19 protein-coding genes are annotated in these 14,627 nt (G+C 70.8%); 6 read left to right on the forward strand and 13 right to left on the reverse strand.

Translation table 11 applies throughout. The features are described from left to right. Positions 1 to 71: 71 nt before the first annotated feature. A complete protein-coding gene (locus EUA94_RS15540; RefSeq protein WP_277986120.1) occupies positions 72 to 686 on the forward strand; it encodes a ClpP family protease in 615 nt (204 codons plus the stop codon). Continuing rightward, positions 683 to 1,288, forward strand: a complete 606-nt coding sequence (locus EUA94_RS15545; protein WP_129427805.1) for a ClpP family protease — start codon at positions 683 to 685, stop codon at positions 1,286 to 1,288. The genes EUA94_RS15540 and EUA94_RS15545 overlap by 4 nt, the downstream gene beginning before the upstream one ends. A gap of 86 nt (positions 1,289 to 1,374) precedes the next feature. Here the strand turns inward: EUA94_RS15545 and EUA94_RS15550 are convergent, their stop codons facing one another. The 5 genes from EUA94_RS15550 to EUA94_RS15570 form a co-directional block, all read right to left on the reverse strand. Continuing rightward, positions 1,375 to 1,671, reverse strand: a complete 297-nt coding sequence (locus EUA94_RS15550; protein ID WP_129427806.1) for a helix-turn-helix domain-containing protein — start codon at positions 1,669 to 1,671, stop codon at positions 1,375 to 1,377. A 59-nt stretch (positions 1,672 to 1,730) separates the two neighbouring features. Further along, positions 1,731 to 2,843, reverse strand: coding sequence for a trans-sulfuration enzyme family protein (locus EUA94_RS15555; RefSeq protein ID WP_340640864.1), 1,113 nt, complete (start codon positions 2,841 to 2,843; stop codon positions 1,731 to 1,733). Next, positions 2,825 to 3,298 (reverse strand): hypothetical protein, encoded by a 474-nt coding sequence (locus EUA94_RS22755; RefSeq protein ID WP_242494913.1) that lies wholly within the window; start codon positions 3,296 to 3,298, stop codon positions 2,825 to 2,827. Before EUA94_RS22755 ends, EUA94_RS15555 begins: the two co-directional genes overlap by 19 nt. A gap of 69 nt (positions 3,299 to 3,367) precedes the next feature. After that, a complete protein-coding gene (locus EUA94_RS15565) occupies positions 3,368 to 3,973 on the reverse strand; it encodes a helix-turn-helix domain-containing protein (protein WP_207210575.1) in 606 nt (201 codons plus the stop codon). 54 nt (positions 3,974 to 4,027) lie between these two features. Further along, positions 4,028 to 5,488, reverse strand: a complete 1,461-nt coding sequence (locus EUA94_RS15570) for a protein adenylyltransferase SelO (protein WP_129427809.1) — start codon at positions 5,486 to 5,488, stop codon at positions 4,028 to 4,030. A gap of 42 nt (positions 5,489 to 5,530) precedes the next feature. Between EUA94_RS15570 and EUA94_RS15575 the strand changes: the two genes are divergently transcribed. Further along, entirely contained in the window at positions 5,531 to 5,932 is a 402-nt protein-coding gene (locus tag EUA94_RS15575) for a GFA family protein (protein WP_129427810.1), read from the forward strand. Between the two features lie 14 nt (positions 5,933 to 5,946). Here the strand turns inward: EUA94_RS15575 and EUA94_RS15580 are convergent, their stop codons facing one another. The 3 genes from EUA94_RS15580 to EUA94_RS15590 form a co-directional block, all read right to left on the reverse strand. Next, positions 5,947 to 6,648 (reverse strand): ANTAR domain-containing protein, encoded by a 702-nt coding sequence (locus EUA94_RS15580; protein ID WP_129427811.1) that lies wholly within the window; start codon positions 6,646 to 6,648, stop codon positions 5,947 to 5,949. Between the two features lie 63 nt (positions 6,649 to 6,711). Continuing rightward, on the reverse strand, positions 6,712 to 8,277 hold the full coding sequence (locus tag EUA94_RS15585; RefSeq protein WP_129427812.1) for a peptide chain release factor 3: 1,566 nt from the start codon (positions 8,275 to 8,277) through the stop codon (positions 6,712 to 6,714). A gap of 57 nt (positions 8,278 to 8,334) precedes the next feature. Further along, the gene (locus EUA94_RS15590) at positions 8,335 to 8,634 is read right to left on the reverse strand and encodes a sigma factor (protein ID WP_165356919.1); all 300 of its coding nucleotides are present in this window, start codon (positions 8,632 to 8,634) and stop codon (positions 8,335 to 8,337) included. 92 nt (positions 8,635 to 8,726) lie between these two features. Between EUA94_RS15590 and EUA94_RS15595 the strand changes: the two genes are divergently transcribed. Both EUA94_RS15595 and EUA94_RS15600 read left to right on the forward strand, forming a co-directional pair. Then, positions 8,727 to 9,161 (forward strand): MarR family winged helix-turn-helix transcriptional regulator, encoded by a 435-nt coding sequence (locus tag EUA94_RS15595; RefSeq protein ID WP_129427814.1) that lies wholly within the window; start codon positions 8,727 to 8,729, stop codon positions 9,159 to 9,161. A 36-nt stretch (positions 9,162 to 9,197) separates the two neighbouring features. Next, positions 9,198 to 10,415 carry a glycoside hydrolase family 16 protein gene (locus EUA94_RS15600; RefSeq protein ID WP_129427815.1) on the forward strand — a complete coding sequence of 406 codons (1,218 nt, stop codon included), beginning with the start codon at positions 9,198 to 9,200 and terminating at the stop codon, positions 10,413 to 10,415. Between the two features lie 104 nt (positions 10,416 to 10,519). On the opposite strand, the gene EUA94_RS15605 is transcribed toward EUA94_RS15600, so the two are convergent. Beyond that, complete coding sequence (locus EUA94_RS15605) at positions 10,520 to 10,813, reverse strand: hypothetical protein (RefSeq protein WP_129427816.1); 294 nt, start codon at positions 10,811 to 10,813, stop codon at positions 10,520 to 10,522. A gap of 108 nt (positions 10,814 to 10,921) precedes the next feature. On the opposite strand from EUA94_RS15605, the gene EUA94_RS15610 reads away from it, so the two are divergent. Then, positions 10,922 to 11,659, forward strand: a complete 738-nt coding sequence (locus EUA94_RS15610) for a hypothetical protein (protein ID WP_129427817.1) — start codon at positions 10,922 to 10,924, stop codon at positions 11,657 to 11,659. Positions 11,660 to 11,730: 71 nt separating this feature from the next. Here the strand turns inward: EUA94_RS15610 and EUA94_RS15615 are convergent, their stop codons facing one another. Genes EUA94_RS15615 through EUA94_RS15630 form a run of 4 tightly spaced genes read right to left on the reverse strand, consistent with a single transcriptional unit; the run spans position 11,731 to position 14,536 of the window. Then, positions 11,731 to 12,120 (reverse strand): DUF1801 domain-containing protein, encoded by a 390-nt coding sequence (locus EUA94_RS15615; protein ID WP_129427818.1) that lies wholly within the window; start codon positions 12,118 to 12,120, stop codon positions 11,731 to 11,733. Then, the gene (locus EUA94_RS15620; RefSeq protein ID WP_129427819.1) at positions 12,117 to 12,857 is read right to left on the reverse strand and encodes a DinB family protein; all 741 of its coding nucleotides are present in this window, start codon (positions 12,855 to 12,857) and stop codon (positions 12,117 to 12,119) included. Before EUA94_RS15620 ends, EUA94_RS15615 begins: the two co-directional genes overlap by 4 nt. A gap of 36 nt (positions 12,858 to 12,893) precedes the next feature. Continuing rightward, a complete protein-coding gene (locus tag EUA94_RS15625; RefSeq protein ID WP_129427820.1) occupies positions 12,894 to 14,174 on the reverse strand; it encodes an RNA polymerase sigma factor in 1,281 nt (426 codons plus the stop codon). A 14-nt stretch (positions 14,175 to 14,188) separates the two neighbouring features. Further along, a complete protein-coding gene (locus EUA94_RS15630; RefSeq protein ID WP_242494914.1) occupies positions 14,189 to 14,536 on the reverse strand; it encodes a YciI family protein in 348 nt (115 codons plus the stop codon). Positions 14,537 to 14,627: the final 91 nt, after the last annotated feature.

The raw sequence follows: 14,627 nt of genomic DNA on the forward strand, positions 1-14,627 counted from the left end.
CGGTGGTCCGGTGGGGACCAGGGGTGCATCGGCAGCCCATCTGGAACTACCGACAAGAGGATGGTGCACCAGTGAGCATCAATCCCACGTCAGAGCGCATCGAGGACGAGCTGGTCCGTCGCCTCATGCACCAACGCATCATCGTGCTGGGGGAGGAGCTGCGCGAGGGCAACGGCAACCGGCTGATGCATCAGCTGCTGCTGCTCTCCGCCGAGGACCCCCACTCCGACATCAGCCTCTGGATCAACTCGCCGGGCGGCTCCGTCTCGGCGATGCTCGCGATCCACGACGTCATGCAGCTGATCCCCAACGACGTCAGCACCCTGGCGATGGGGATGGCGGCCAGCGCCGGCCAGTTCCTGCTGTCGGCGGGCACGCCCGGCAAGAGGTACGCCCTGCCGCACTCGCGCGTGCTGCTGCACCAGGGGTCCGCCGGCATCGGCGGCACGGCGGTCGACATCGAGATCCAGGCCGAGGACCTGCGCCTCACGCGCGACACCGTCATCGGCCTGGTGTCGGGGCACACGGGACAGACCAGGGAGACGATCGAGCGGGACTCGCGGCGCGACCGGTGGTTCAGCGCCGAGGACGCGCTGGCGTACGGCTTCGTGGACGAAGTCATCTCCTCGGTCGACCACGTGACGCCGGGCCATCAGCGCCCGGTCGGACTGGCGGGTGTGCGATGAGCGGCTACGCGATTCCGTACGTCGTCCAGCAGACGCCGCGCGGCGAGCGCACCCTCGACCTCTACTCCCGGCTGCTCTCCGAGCGGATCGTCTACCTCGGCACCGAGATCGACGACGGCGTCGCCAACGCCGTCATCGCGCAGCTGCTGCACCTGTCGTCGGAGAACCCCGAGCTCCCGATGAGCCTCTACATCAACTCACCCGGCGGCTCGATCTCGGCGATGCTCGCGATCTACGACGCGATGCAGTTCGTGAAGCCGCGCGTGGAGACGGTCTGCGTCGGACAGGCCGCGTGGACGGCGGCCGTGCTGCTGGCGGGCGGTGCGCCGGGTGGCCGGGCGATCCTGCCGCACGGCCGGGTCGTGCTGCACCAGCCGGCGACACAGGGCCGCGGCACCATCCCCGACCTGATCCTCGAGGCAGACGAGGTCGCGCGGGTCCGCCTCGAGCTCGAGGAGGTGCTGGCGCGGCACACCGGTCGTACGCCCGAGCAGATCCGGCAGGACACCGACCGGACGCTCGTGCTGCCGGGCGCCGCCGCCGTCGACTACGGCATCGTCGACACGGTCCTGGTCGACCAGGCGCCGGCGACACTGTCCTGACCAACGGAGGCAGTTCGCGGCAAGGTCCCAAGCCTGACGCGGCCCACGCCCGATGGCCGTCCCGAACTTCCTACGTTGCTGGGCTGTCAGGCGGCGAGGGCGAGAGCGTCGGGGCGTGCGGTCCGGACGGCGAGCTCGCGGACGCTCAGGTCGAGCGCCCCGGCGATCGCCTGCAGCATCTCCGAGGACGGGTCCTTGAGGCCCCGCTCGATCTCGGAGAGGTACTGCATCGAGACGCCGGCCCGCTCGGCCACGTCGACGAGCCGCTCGCCGCGGCCGGTCCGCTCGCGATGGAGTTCGGCTCCGACCAGCTCGCGCCACAGGGGCTCGGGCGCCGCGGGCGCGTCTGGCTGCCTGACCGGGAACCGCACGACGTCACCCATGTCGTCGAATCTAGCCACGGCTTCCAGTCGCGGCTCGTCGTTCTGCTGACAGCAGAACGTCAGCGCGGCCGATAGGCGAATGTCAGTGACGCGTCGAGGTCGGCGATGAGGTCCTCGGCGGCCTCGAGACCGATGGCGAGCCGGACGAGGCCGTGGTCGCGGAACGGCTGCGCGAACGCCTCCGCCGGACCTTCGGGGTACTCCTCGTATGCCACGAGGGTCTCGTCGTGACCGAGGCTGACGGCAGAGGTGATGACGCGCAGGTTGTTGACGAACGAGAGCCGATCGGTGTGGGTTCCGCCGATGGCGAATGACACGACGCCGCCGAACCCTCCCGACAGCTGGGCGACAGCCGCGTCGTGCTGATCGTGGCTGGGAAGGCCGGGATACGACACGTGGACGACTCGCGGGTCCGCGTCGAGGAACTCCGCGACCGCTCGGGCGTTCTCGCACTGCCGCTGCAGCCGCAACGGCAGGGTGGTGGAGCCGCGCATGATGAGCCAGGCGTTGAACGGGGAGATGGCACCGCCGGCGTGCCACATCGCACCGGTGCGGGTCTCTTCGACGAGGTCACGGTTGCCGATGATGACGCCGCCCATGGCGTCGCCGTGACCGTTGTAGTACTTCGTGAGCGAATGCATGACGAGGTTTGCGCCGTGGTCGAGCGGCCGCATCATCGGCGGTGGCGTGAAGGTCGAGTCGACGGTGAGCATCGCACCGGCGTCGTGGGCGATGCCCGCGAGAGCGGAGACGTCGGCGACGCGCAGGTCAGGGTTGGCGATGACCTCGGTGTGCACGAGCTTCGTGGTCGGGCGTACGGCCGCATGGACCTGCTCGAGGTGGGTGACGTCGACGAAGTCGACCTCGATGCCGAGCTTCTTCGGGAACACGTCGGTGAACAGGCCCGCGACGCGCATGTAGACGACGTTGGACACGATGGCATGGTCGCCGGGGTTGAGGGTGGTGAAGAACGCGGCGTGCAGGGCGGCCATGCCGGTCCCGAACACGGCGGCGGCCTCACCGTGGTCGAGCTTGGCCAGCTTCTCCTCCAGGCCGCGCTGGTTGGCGCCGTGTTCGCGCGTGTACACCAGGCCGCGGTAGCCGGGGTCGTCGATGTCGCTGGGGTCCTCCGGGAGCCGGTAGGAGTTCGCCATCACGATGGGGGTGCGGATGGCGCCGGTCGTCTCGTCGGCGTGGTTGCCTCCGTGGACCGACCAGGTGTTGCCGGTGAGGGTGTCGAAGTCGTGCTTGTCCGGTCGAGCCGTGTGCGTGGCGGTCTTGACACGTCCTCCTGGTCGTCGGCGACGTGGGAGGCCCCAGCCGGAGCGGGGAGGCGGCCGTCGCCGTAGGTGGCACGGACGTCGGAGACAACTATGCGGTAGCCGTCGTACCAGCGGGCGACCTGTCCCTTGGCCTCACGGTGTTGCGGGATCCGGCCGAGCATCGCGACCGACTGCCGGTCGGCGAAGTAGTACATGGCATTGACGACGTCACCCCCGGGAGAGAGCCACTTCTCGACACGGTCGAAGCCGGGCAGGCTGCGGGCGTAGTCGTCGATCTCCGAGTCGAGGCGGTGGAACTCGTCGTCGTAGGTACCGGGCTTGAAGATGAATTGGCAGCAGATCACCGGCGGTCTCCTGGGGTCGGGCTGTGTGATGCACAGGCGATGGGCCGGCGGGCGAGAGACGCGCCGAGGTCAGTCATGGCTGGCCTCGGTGGTCGTGGCTGTGCCGACGCCGGGCTCGAACACCGTCAGGGAGAACCGGGCCACCTCGCTGCCGTCGTTGGCGTACGAGTGGGGTGCGTCGCTGTCGAACGAGATGGCGTCGTCGACCTCGAGCACTTCGGTCTGGTCGCCTACCGTGACGCGCACCGTGCCCTCTCGGACCTGCAGGATCTCCTTCGTTCCGTGCACGTGCGCCTCGCTGTCGTGCCGGTCGCCCGGCGCCAGCGTCCAGTCCCACAGCTCGAGGATGTCCGGAGGCGTCGTACCCGCCAGCAACACGCCACGGCCGCCACCCTTCCCGGTCCAGAGGGCCGGCGCGCTGCCGGCGCGGATCACCTCGAACGGCTCGGCCTGCGGGACCGCGACCAACGCCTGAAGTCCGATGCCGAGTGCGTCGCTGAGCCGCAGGAGGGTGTTGACGCTCGGGTTCGCGGTGCCCTGCTCGACGTTGATGAGCATGCGCCTGCTCACGCCAGACCTGTCCGCGACCTGGTCGAGGGTCCACGTGCGGGCCTGGCGCTCGGAGCGCACCCTGGCGCCGATTGCGGCCGCAAGTGCGGTGGCGGTCTCGTCCATGAGTGCACCATAGTGCATCAGCGGTGCAACAATGACGCGTGGACCGCGACCGACCTACGTGCCGCAGAAGGTCTGGTAGCCCGCGAAGGAGTCGGGAGCCGGGTCGGCGTAGCGCTCGAGGCCGGGGCGTACGTCGAAGGGCGCGGCGAGCACGTCGAGGAGCCGCTCGAACGGAGCGAGGTCGCCTGCGGTCGCCGCAGCCAACGCCTCCTCGACGAGGTGGTTGCGAGGGACGTACGCCGGGTTGACCCGGTCCATCGCGTCGGCGTCGGGGGAGAGGGCGAGCCAGCGCCCGGTCCAGGCGTCGAAGCCGGCCAGGTCGAGGAACATCCCGCGCGCGGGCTCCGCGTCGCCGCGGGCGGCCGAGCCGAGCGCCCGGAAGAACGAGGTGTGGTCGGGGTGGTCGGCCGTCATCAGGACGGCGAGGTCGTTGACGAGGGTCCGCGCCGTGGCATCGTCCACGTCGTTGGCCAGGCCGAGCTTGGCGCGCATGCTGGCCGACCAGGCGGCGGTGTAGTGGTCGCGGAAGGTGCCGAGCGAGGCGCTCGCGAGGGCAACGGCGACGCCCTCGTCGTCGGCCAGCAGCGGGAGCAGCGACTCGGCGAATCGCGCCAGGTTCCACTCCATGACGATCGGCTGGTTGCCGTAGGCGTAGCGGCCCTGCTCGTCGATCGAGCTGAAGACCGTGGTCGGGTCGAAGGCGTCGAGGAAGGCGCACGGGCCGTAGTCGATGGTCTCGCCGGAGATCGTCGTGTTGTCGGTATTCATCACGCCGTGGATGAAGCCGACGAGCATCCACTGGGCCACCAGCGCGGCCTGGGCGCGCATGACGGCCTCGAAGAGAGCGAGGTAGGGCGCGTCCGCGTCGGCGGCCTCCGGGTGATGGCGCGCGATGGCGTGGTCGGCCAGGCGGCGCAGCAGGTCGAGATCGTCGGTGGACCGGGCGTACTGGAAGGTGCCGACCCGCAGGTGGCTGCTCGCCACGCGCGCGAGCACCGCCCCCGGCAGCACGGTCTCGCGCCGCACGTCGCGCCCCGTCGCGACCACGCCGAGCGACCGGGTCGTCGGGATGCCGAGCGCGTGCATCGCCTCGCTCATGACGTACTCGCGGAGCATCGGACCGACCGCCGCGAAGCCGTCGCCGCCGCGCGAGAACGGCGTACGCCCCGAGCCCTTGAGATGCAGGTCGCGGACCCGACCAGAGCCGTCGACCAGCTCGCCCATCAGCAGCGCACGCCCGTCGCCGAGGCGGGGGGAGTAGCCGCCGAACTGGTGGCCGGCGTACGCCTGGGCCACGGGCGTCGCGCCCTCGGGGACCACGGTGCCGGCGAGCAGCCCGATGCCCTCGGGTCCGCGCAGCCAGTCGGCATCGAGGCCGAGGTCGGCGGCCAGCGACTCGTTCAGCACGAGCAGTCGCGGCTCCGGGGTGTCCGCGGCCTGCCACGGCAGGGCCAGGTCGGCCAGCTCGGTGGCGAACTGGGTGCCGAGCGCGGTCGTGGTCGGTGCCTGGGTCACTTCTCGAGCCTACGCGGCGAGCAGTCGGAGGAGGATCGGGGCATGAGTACCCACGACGAGCCGGCCCGAGGGCGCAGTCTGTGCGGAGCAGTGGCGTACGTCGTCCGCGGCGACCTGCGGCCGGTGGTCAACTGCCATTGCGCGCGCTGCCGGCGGTTCACCGGCCACCACGTGGCCGTGACCGCTGCCGCCGTCGACGACCTCGAGGTGGTCGACGCGAGGGGGGACCTGACGTGGTTCGCGGTGTCGGGAGCGGCGTACGCCTTCTGCCGCGCGTGCGGCTCGTCGCTGTTCTGGCGCAGCGAGGACTCGCCCGGGACCTGGTCGATCTGTGCCGGCACGCTCGAGGTGCCGACGCACCTGTCGACCGCGGAGGCGTGGTGGGTGTCCGAGGCGAGCGACTACGCCGCGCGCCCCGACCTGCCCGAGCGCCTCACCGAGTGAGGCTCCCGCGCCGGTCACTCCACGTGGTGAAGCTCGACCACGACCGCAGCGACCAGCTCGACGGGGATGCCGGCGCGGCGAGCAGCGCCGTCGAGGTGGTCGCGCGCCTGCGCGACGGAGGTCTTGCGCCTGGCGGCGAGGATGCCGGTCGCCGTGTCCACCAGGGCGGCCTGCTTGAGCCGCTGGGGGGCCTGCTCCGCGGCCGCCCGCGTCGCGAACGACATGTCGGCGTTGGCCACCGCGCCGGGCGCCCACGCCCCGAAGATCCCGGCGAGGACCTCGTGCCTGTCGACGAAGGTGTCCTCGGCCTGCCCGTAGAGGTTGACGGTGGCCCGGATCCGGTCGTCCTCGATGACCGGAAGGGTCAGGGTGCTGTGCACACCGGCCGCGGCACTAGCCCGGGCGAAGTCCTGCCAGCGCGACTCGCTCAGCAGGCCCTCGGGTGAGGTCGCGATGCCGTGGCCCAGGTCCATCGCGTCGACGCACGGACCGCTGGCGACGTACTGCACCGCGTCGAGCACGGCGATCTCCTCATCGGTCGCGACGAGGGTGAAGGTGATGCCCTCCTCCCGCGAGGCGACGCTGACGCCGACGATGCCGGGCACGACCTCTCGGGCCCGATCGGCGGTGGAACGCAGCTGGTCGAGGAGCGACGTCTCGTCGTGCACGGCGTCGAGCTCGTCCAGTGCCTGCAGGGTCTCGGGGATGGGCTCCATGCCTCTGTTATCCCACGCCCGGAGATGCTCCGGGCCTACCCCGGCGGCTGTGCGGAGGGAGGCTCAGCTGCCGCCGGCGGGCAGCGCCTCGAGCATGATCTCCGGGTTGTCGCGGGCCGTGACCATGGCGCGCCACTGGTCGACGAAGAGCGCCAGGTGGGTGCCGTCGCTGCGCTCGAGCACCTCGACGCCGCGCATCCCGGCCAGGGCCGCGGATCCGGCGGAGTCCGTACGCCGGGCGACCTGGTAGTCGAGGCGGGAGAAGCGGATGGGGGAGTTGAACTCGTTGGTCATCCGGTCCTCGACGACCTCGAACTGCATCGGTCCGACCGCGGCGAGGACGGGGTTCTGGTCGCCGCGGAGGTCGGAGCGCAGCACCTGCACCACGCCCTCCTGGTCGAGCTGCTCGATGCCGCGGCGGAACTGCTTGTAGCGGCTGATGTCGCCCGCGCTGGCGGTGACGAAGTGCTCGGGAGCGAAGCTCGGGACCGGCGGGTACTCGATCGCGTCACCGACGTACACGGTGTCGCCGACCCGCAGCGACTGCGCGTTGACGAAGCCGACGATGTCGCCGGGCTCGGCGGTCTCCACCGACGTCGTCTCGCGACCGAACACGGCCTGCGCGAACTTCGTCGCGAAGGGCCGCCCAGTCGTCGCGTGGGTGACGACCATGCCGCGCTCGAAGGTGCCGGAGACGACGCGGGCGTAGGCGAGCCGGTCGCGGTGCTGGTTGTTCATCCCGGACTGCACCTTGAAGACGAACGCGCTGAAGTCGTCGGCCACCTCGCGCACCGACCCGTCAATGCCCTCGGTCGGGCTGGGGTCGGGGGCGATGTCGAGGAGCAGGTCGAGCAGCTGAGCGACACCGAAGTTCTGCAGCGCCGAGGCGAACATGACCGGCGTCGTCTCGCCCGCGAGGAAGCGCGCCTGGTCGTGGTCGGCCTCGTCGAGGGTCAGCAGCTCGTGCTCCTCGACGGCGTCGGCCCACATGTGGGCGTCGGCCTCCTCGACCTCGTCGGAGGCCATGCGTCGCTCGGGCGCGCGAGTGGCGCCGCCGGCGGTGCGGGTGTACTTCACGAACTCGCCGGTGCGGCGGTCGAGGACGCCGCGGAAGTCGCCGGCCTCGCCGACCGGCCAGGTGAGGGGGGTGGGCCGCAGCCCGATCTTGGCCTGGATGAGGTCCATCAGCTCGAGCGCGGAGAGGCCGGGGCGGTCCCACTTGTTGATGACCGTCATGACGGGGATGCCGCGCAGCGCACAGACCTTGAACAGCTTGAGGGTCTGCGGCTCGAGCCCCTTGCCGGCATCGACCAGCATCACGGCCGAGTCGACCGCGGACAGCACGCGGTAGGTGTCCTCGGAGAAGTCGCTGTGGCCGGGCGTGTCGACGAGGTTGATCACGTGGTCGCGGTAGACGAACTGCAGCGCGGCCGACGTGATCGAGATGCCGCGGGCCTTCTCCATCGCCATCCAGTCCGACACCGTGGCGCGCCGATCGCCCTTGCCGTGGACGGCCCCTGCCTCGGTGATCACCCGCGCGTGGAGGGCCAGCGCCTCGGTCAGCGTCGACTTCCCGGCGTCGGGGTGGCTGATGACGGCGAAGGTACGGCGGGGGCGGGCGTCGGGCATCGCGCGAATTTACCCGTCGCGGAGCCGCTTCCTCTCATCGCGGCAGCCGGACGACGGCTAGGCGCGTGCGGCTCGCACCGCGAGTCGGTGCGCGACCACGAGCACCCAGGCCGTGGCGCTGCAGCGCTCGGGGTCGTACGACGCCGAGCGCCGCCACGCGTCGACGAAGGCCTCGCAGGTGATCGCCTCGGAGGCGGCCGGGTCCGGGACCAGCCTCGTGACCAGCCCGAAGACCCGCGGCGCGAGGTGGTCGTACAGCTCGGTGAACGCGTCGACGTCACCCCGCCCGGAACGGACCAGCAGGTGCTCCAGCTCGTCGTGCCGTCGCTCGTCCCCGGAAACTGCGCGTAAAGCCACAGGTGCCCTCCCAGACGCCATCTGCGGCATTGTGCCTTGCGCACAACCCAATAGTGCACAACGTATCGGTTCTTCGGGCAGAATGTGGCGCTATGGAGTTGATCAAGGCCCCGCTGCTCGCGGAGCAGCTGTGCTTCGACCTGTACGCAGCGTCGCGGGCGGTCACGGCGGCCTACCGGCCGGTGCTGACGGAACTGGGACTCACCTATCCGCAGTACCTCGTGCTGATCGTGCTGTGGGAGCACCAGAGCCGCACGGTGCGCGAGCTCGCCTCCCACCTGCGCCTGGACCACGGCACCCTCACGCCCCTGCTCAAGCGGATGGAGGCACTCAGCCTGGTCGAGCGTCGCCGCGACAACGCCGACGAGCGCTACGTCGTCGTCTCGCTGGCGACCAAGGGGGAGTCGCTGCGTGAGCACGCCGAGCGGATCCACTGCGACATGAAGGACCGGCTCGGCCTCGGCGAGCGGGAGTTCGACGAGCTCCAGTCCACCCTGCGCCTCCTCACCTCGAGGGTCACGCACTAGTCACAACCAATCGGGTCCGGGCGGCGTCCCAGACGCATGCCAGCTCATCGTGCCGCCGCGACCGGCGTCCTCCTGATCGCCCTGGTCGCCGCGCCCTTCGGGTGGTCGTCGCCGACGTCGGCCGCCTCGTCGGACGACTCGTCCGAGCCCGCCGTCGAGCCGGCGAGCGTCTCGGTGCGCGTCACTGCCCGGCAGCGGGTGAGGCTGGAGGCCCTGCCGCAGATCGTGCAGCACGGTGGGTCGGTCGCCGACGCCGACGCCGCGAGGGCCGGGATGACCGCCAGGATGCGGCCGGTGCGCGTCGGGCGTCCGGTCCAGCTGCAGGTGCAGCAGGGGTCGTCCTGGGGCGCTGTGGCGACGGCCCGGCAGGACGCGCGTGGTCGCGCGCAGTTCGCCTCGGCCGCAGCCCTAGCTGGGGAGCCCCTGACGTACCGCGTGAAGCTGCGGGCCTGGGGCGGCCTGGCCGCGCTGGCGAGCGATCCGGTGAGCACCGAGCGCTGGCTGCAGCCGACGTGGACCGACGAGTTCGCCGGGTCCGAGCTGCGTCCGGTGTGGCACCACCGCGGCCGCGACTACGTGCACTCCAACCGCCGCTCCTGCTCGAAGGGCGACCCGCGGGCCGCAATCGTCGAGCGAGGGGCGCTGCGGCTGAGCGTCATCGTGGACCCGGACGCCACGACGAAGTGCCGGATCGGCGGGCGTGATGCGGTCTCGGGTCGCTACGCCTACCGCCTCAACGGGCACGTCGGCACCCAGGGCGAGTTCGGCTTCCGCTACGGCTTCGCGGCGGCGCGGGTGAAGTTCCACCGGCTGCGCGGGCAGCACGGCGCCTTCTGGCTCCAGCCGACGGCCGGGATGTATCCCGGCGCCCTCGGGAGCGAGATCGACGTCGTGGAGTACTTCGGCAACCACCACCCGCAGGGCGGCCTCGCGACGTTCACCCACCGCTACGACGGCCGCCGCCGGGTCTCCTCCGGGGGCTGGATCCCGAGCTCGGCGTCGTACCTCGCAAGCAGGCGCGACGGCTGGTCGAAGAACTACCACGTGTTCTCGGTCGAGTGGACGCCGCGCACGATGGTCTTCCGCATCGACGGCAGGGAGACGACGCGGATGACCGGCAACGTCTCGGCCGAGCGGCAGTTCCCGATCCTGAGCCTGATCGCGGCGGACTACGAGATCCCCAAGATCAAGGGACGGCACCTGCCCCAGCACATGTACGTCGACTGGGTGCGCGTGTGGGAGACCGGGAGCTGACCGCTCGGCGTCTCAGGCCGGCTCGGCCAGCAGGCGGTTGATCCGGTCGAGCTCATCGATCGCGCGAGCCTTCGCCTCGTCGGTGGTGCTCTCGACGCCCTGGCTCACGGTGTGTGGACGACGATGCCGCCCATGTAGGCCTCCCGCATCCGGAACTCGGAGCCGTCGACGAGCACCCTGCCGTCGCGGGTGACCTGGTCGCACTGGTCGTCGCTGCGGTCGCCGTGCCGGGCCGCGAACCCGCCGCCCATCGGCGAGGTGTTGTAGCCGAGCACGCCGCGGTCGTGGGCGACGCAGCGAGCGCGCTTCTCGCACTCGCGGCAGACGTGGTTGCGGTAGCGGTCGGACTGGTGGACGTGGACGGTCCCGCAGACGGGGCAGGCGTACGACGTCTCCACGCCGGACATCCTGCCCCACGTCGCTCTGGCACGCCTCGAGCCGATGACGTCGCGGCAGGTGCCGCCGAAACGTGAACGGCAACGGTGTGCGGATGGCACCCTCGAGAAGTGACTCGACACCTCCTGCGCGCTGTCGGCGCGTGCACGTGCATGCTTCTCGTCGCTCTCTCGGGATGCAGCTCTGACAGCGACGACGCCACCACCGACCGGCCGGTGACGGCCAGCCAGACGTCAGAGCCGGAGCCGGAGCCGGAGCAGGCGACCGACGCCGAGGTGACGCTCGCTGTCGAGGTGCGGCCAGAGGACCTTCCCCGCGGCTTCGGGACCACGAACCAGTTCGGGGAGAAGGGAGACCTGGTCGACGGCTACGTCACCCTGGACGTCTGCGGTGGGACCTTCCCGAGCGAGGCCCTTCGGACGGCGCGGCACCAGGTGGCCTTTGGGGCACGCAACGGCGACTCGATCTCGACCGAGACTGTTGCGTACGAGCCCGGCGGTGCGGATCAGGCGATGGCCGAGCTCCGCAGCGCGATCGCCAACTGCCCCCGGGGCTTCGTCAACTCCAGCGTGGAAGGGCAGCTCGACCTGAAGTTCCGGTACGAGGAGCTGCCGCAGGAGGCGGACTGGCAGGACGGGGCTGTCGCCGTGCGAGTGACCATCACACCCAGCAACAGGAACGGGCGCAGCTTCCCCGGCGCTCTCATCTACCAGACGAGGGGCGACGTGATGACTGCGGCCTACGTGTTCGCCGGTGCCGAGAAGTCAGGGAAGCTGGCGGCTCGGATCGCCTCCCTGCTCAGCAAGCGGCTGGAGACTGCCTCGCCCGGAGCCACCGCGACGTCCTAGACCGTGACGTCATACGGACAGGGCATCCGGTGGCGCCATCCGTACGACGTCCCGACCGGCACCCTCGCCGTTCACGAACCGCTGAGCCGGCGCCAGCCACCCTGCCGGTTGTGCGCGACGATCTCGGTCAGGATGCCGATCACCGCGTCCCGGTTGATCGCGTCGTGCTCGTACACCTGGATGGTCCGACCGGTGGCGTTGCCGTGGCCCTGGTTGATGATGCCGTGCGGATCGCTGACCGTCGGGTCGTACAGGAAGAGGTTGATGTGGTCCTTCGTCGCGAGGAGCGCGCAGACGTTGCCCTGGAGGACGAAGTAGGGCTGGACGGTGCGCTTGATCGTCTCCTCGATGTCGGGATCGGTCGCCCGGATCAGCTCGCGCAGCTGTCGGCAGATCGACTGCTGCCACTCGGGCAGCTGGGCGATGTACGCGTCGACCCCCGGATGTGCCCGTCCCGTCATGACGGCGACGCCAGCAGAGCCAGGTCGCGTCGTACGTAGCGCAGGTGCGCCCACTCCTCCTCGAGGATCACCCGGAGGCAGTCGCCGACGGTGGGGTGCCAGTCGCCGCCGCCCCAGGGGTTGTCACGCTCTTTAGCGAGCAGCTCGGGCGTGGCCGTCGCGAGGAAGTCGGTCACCAGCTCCTGTCGCTGGGCCCGCACCACCAGGATCTCGTCCCACGTCGGCTCGTCGGTGCGGAAGATCGACATGTCGAAGCCCATCTCGGCGGCGCCGGTGAAGATCTGGCCGATCTCGTGGAACGGCTGCTCGATCCCCTGGATCGCGCCGCGCAGCCACGCATCGGTGGCCAGCACGAGGTGGCGCAGGGTCTGGGCGAGCGACCACTCGTCCTCGACGTGGGCGTCCCTCAGCTCGGGCGGCGTACCTGCGACCGTGTCCTGCCACGCCGCCTGCACGGCGACCCACGCCTCACGCAGCCCCTCGGGCGTCTCGGCCTTCTGCAGCTCGCGGCCGGGGAACTGCCGGTTGAGCTCGGCGTCGACGAGGGGCACGACGTCGACCCCGTTGACGAGGAGCGTGCCGAAGAAGAGGTCTTGGCTGTCGATGTCGAGACCGTCGACGTCGACGCTGCGCATCGTCACGCCGCTGACGTCGGAGTAGCGCAGCATGGCGCCCTTGAAGCTCGCCTTGCTGAAGGTCGCACCCTCGAACTCGTCCGTGCCGGAGTAGGTCGTCATGGCTCCATCCTCACCGGGATTGCGGACAATCTGCGGTCATGACCTCGACGCGTTGTCCTCCGCGCGCCGCAGGAGTACCGCCCGCTCGCCCTCGTTGCGGGTGAGTGTCGCCGCGTCACCGAAGGCAGCGGCGGCCTCCGCATGCTCGCCGGCGCGCTCCAGCAGGTCCCCGCGCACGCTCGGCACGAGTGGCGACTCGCCGAGCGAGGCCGGGTCGACCGCGGACAGCACGGCGAGCCCGGCCTCGGAGCCGTACGCCCGACCGTGGGCGACGGCGCGGTTCACCTCGACGACCGGGCCGGGCGCGGCCTGTGCGAGCACGTCGTACAACGCAGCGATGCGCTGCCAGTCGGTGTCCTCCGCGCGAGGAGCGCGGGCGTGCTCGGCGGCGATGGAGGACTGGAGGAAGTACGTCCCGACCGGTGTCCCACGCGCGGCGAGCTCCGACGCGCGCGACAGGGCTGCGAGCCCGCGGCGGATCATCAGCTCGTCCCACAGCGTCCGGTCCTGCTCCTCGAGCAGCACGGGGGAGCCCGACGCGGACACGCGTGCCGCTGTCCGCGAGCCCTGCAGCTCGAGCAGCGCCTGGAGGCCGAGCACCTCCGGCTCCTCGGGCGCGAGCGCGGCGAGCATCCGGGCCAGCCGCGTCGCCTCGGCGGCGAGGTCGGGGCGCATCCAGTCGTCGCCCGCGGTGGCGGTGTAGCCCTCGTTGAAGATCAGGTAGATGACGGCCATCACGTCGTCGAGACGCTCCGTGCGTTCGGCTCCGGTCGGCAGCTCGAACGTCGCGCCGGCGGTGGCGAGCGTCTTCTTGGCCCGGGAGATGCGCTGGCCCATGGTCGACTCGGTCGTCAGGAAGCCGCGCGCGATCTCACCGGTCGTCAGCCCGCCGACCAGTCGCAGTGTCAGGGCAGCCCGCGAGTCGGGCGTCAGCGAGGGGTGACAGGACAGGAAGACCAGGCGCAGGACGTCGTCCTCGATGTGGTCGACCTGGCTCTCGAGATCGGGCACGTCCGCCTCCTCTCCTCTGGCAGAGCCCTCGAGCTCGGCGACCTTGCGGCGCAGGTTGTCGGCGCGGCGGAAGTGATCGATGCCGCGGCGCTTGGCCGCGGTCATCAACCACGCGGTGGGGTTCTCGGGGACTCCCGAGACGGGCCACTGCTCCAGCGCGGCGACCAGGGCGTCCTGTGCGAGGTCGGCGGCCAGCTCCACGTCGCGGGTCATCCGCGTGAGGGCGCCGACGAGGCGGGCCGAGTCGGCCCGCCACGCGGCGTGGACTGCCTCCGTGAACTGGTCAGTGGTGGTCTCTGCCGGCACGCGGCCAGCGTAGATCAGGCCTCGGGCGCGTCCGGGCCACCGGAGATCTGGCGCAGGGTCGCGACGACGGTGACCTCGGGCCAGTGCTCGGCGTGCAGCCGGGCGAACTCCTCCTGGTCGGCGACGGCGTCCTCGAGCGTGGCGTACTCGAGGAGCGACCACCCGCCGACGACCTCCTTGGCCTCGGCGTAGGGCCCGTCGACGCGGGTCACCTCGCCCTTGCGGACGACGAAGTTCACGGCGTCCTCGGTGCCGTAGAGCCCGCCCCCGTCGATGAACACGCCGCTGGCGGCGCGCTCGCCGATGTAGGCGTCCATCGCTCCGAACAGCGACTGCGGGGGCTCCCCGATGTTCTCTTCCATCCTGACGAATCCCATGAAACGCGGCATTGTGATCGCTCCTGCTGGTGGGTGTGGGTTGCTCTTTCGCACGTACGTCGAACGGCGGCGGACG

It is taken from the genome of Nocardioides zhouii (assembly GCF_004137345.1).
Taxonomy (GTDB): Bacteria; Actinomycetota; Actinomycetes; order Propionibacteriales; family Nocardioidaceae; genus Nocardioides; species Nocardioides zhouii.

Excerpts from the sequence above, each read along its gene's own strand:
- EUA94_RS15545 (WP_129427805.1), top strand. The coding sequence starts at position 683 with ATGAGCGGCTACGCGATTCCGTACGTCGTCCAGCAGACGCCGCGCGGC.
- EUA94_RS15550 (WP_129427806.1), bottom strand. The coding sequence starts at position 1,671 with ATGGGTGACGTCGTGCGGTTCCCGGTCAGGCAGCCAGACGCGCCCGCG.
- EUA94_RS15565 (WP_207210575.1), bottom strand. The coding sequence starts at position 3,973 with ATGGACGAGACCGCCACCGCACTTGCGGCCGCAATCGGCGCCAGGGTG.
- EUA94_RS15575 (WP_129427810.1), top strand. The coding sequence starts at position 5,531 with ATGAGTACCCACGACGAGCCGGCCCGAGGGCGCAGTCTGTGCGGAGCA.
- EUA94_RS15580 (WP_129427811.1), bottom strand. The coding sequence starts at position 6,648 with ATGGAGCCCATCCCCGAGACCCTGCAGGCACTGGACGAGCTCGACGCC.
- EUA94_RS15585 (WP_129427812.1), bottom strand. The coding sequence starts at position 8,277 with ATGCCCGACGCCCGCCCCCGCCGTACCTTCGCCGTCATCAGCCACCCC.
- EUA94_RS15595 (WP_129427814.1), top strand. The coding sequence starts at position 8,727 with ATGGAGTTGATCAAGGCCCCGCTGCTCGCGGAGCAGCTGTGCTTCGAC.
- EUA94_RS15600 (WP_129427815.1), top strand. The coding sequence starts at position 9,198 with ATGCCAGCTCATCGTGCCGCCGCGACCGGCGTCCTCCTGATCGCCCTG.
- EUA94_RS15615 (WP_129427818.1), bottom strand. The coding sequence starts at position 12,120 with ATGACGGGACGGGCACATCCGGGGGTCGACGCGTACATCGCCCAGCTG.
- EUA94_RS15620 (WP_129427819.1), bottom strand. The coding sequence starts at position 12,857 with ATGACGACCTACTCCGGCACGGACGAGTTCGAGGGTGCGACCTTCAGC.
- EUA94_RS15630 (WP_242494914.1), bottom strand. The coding sequence starts at position 14,536 with ATGGAAGAGAACATCGGGGAGCCCCCGCAGTCGCTGTTCGGAGCGATG.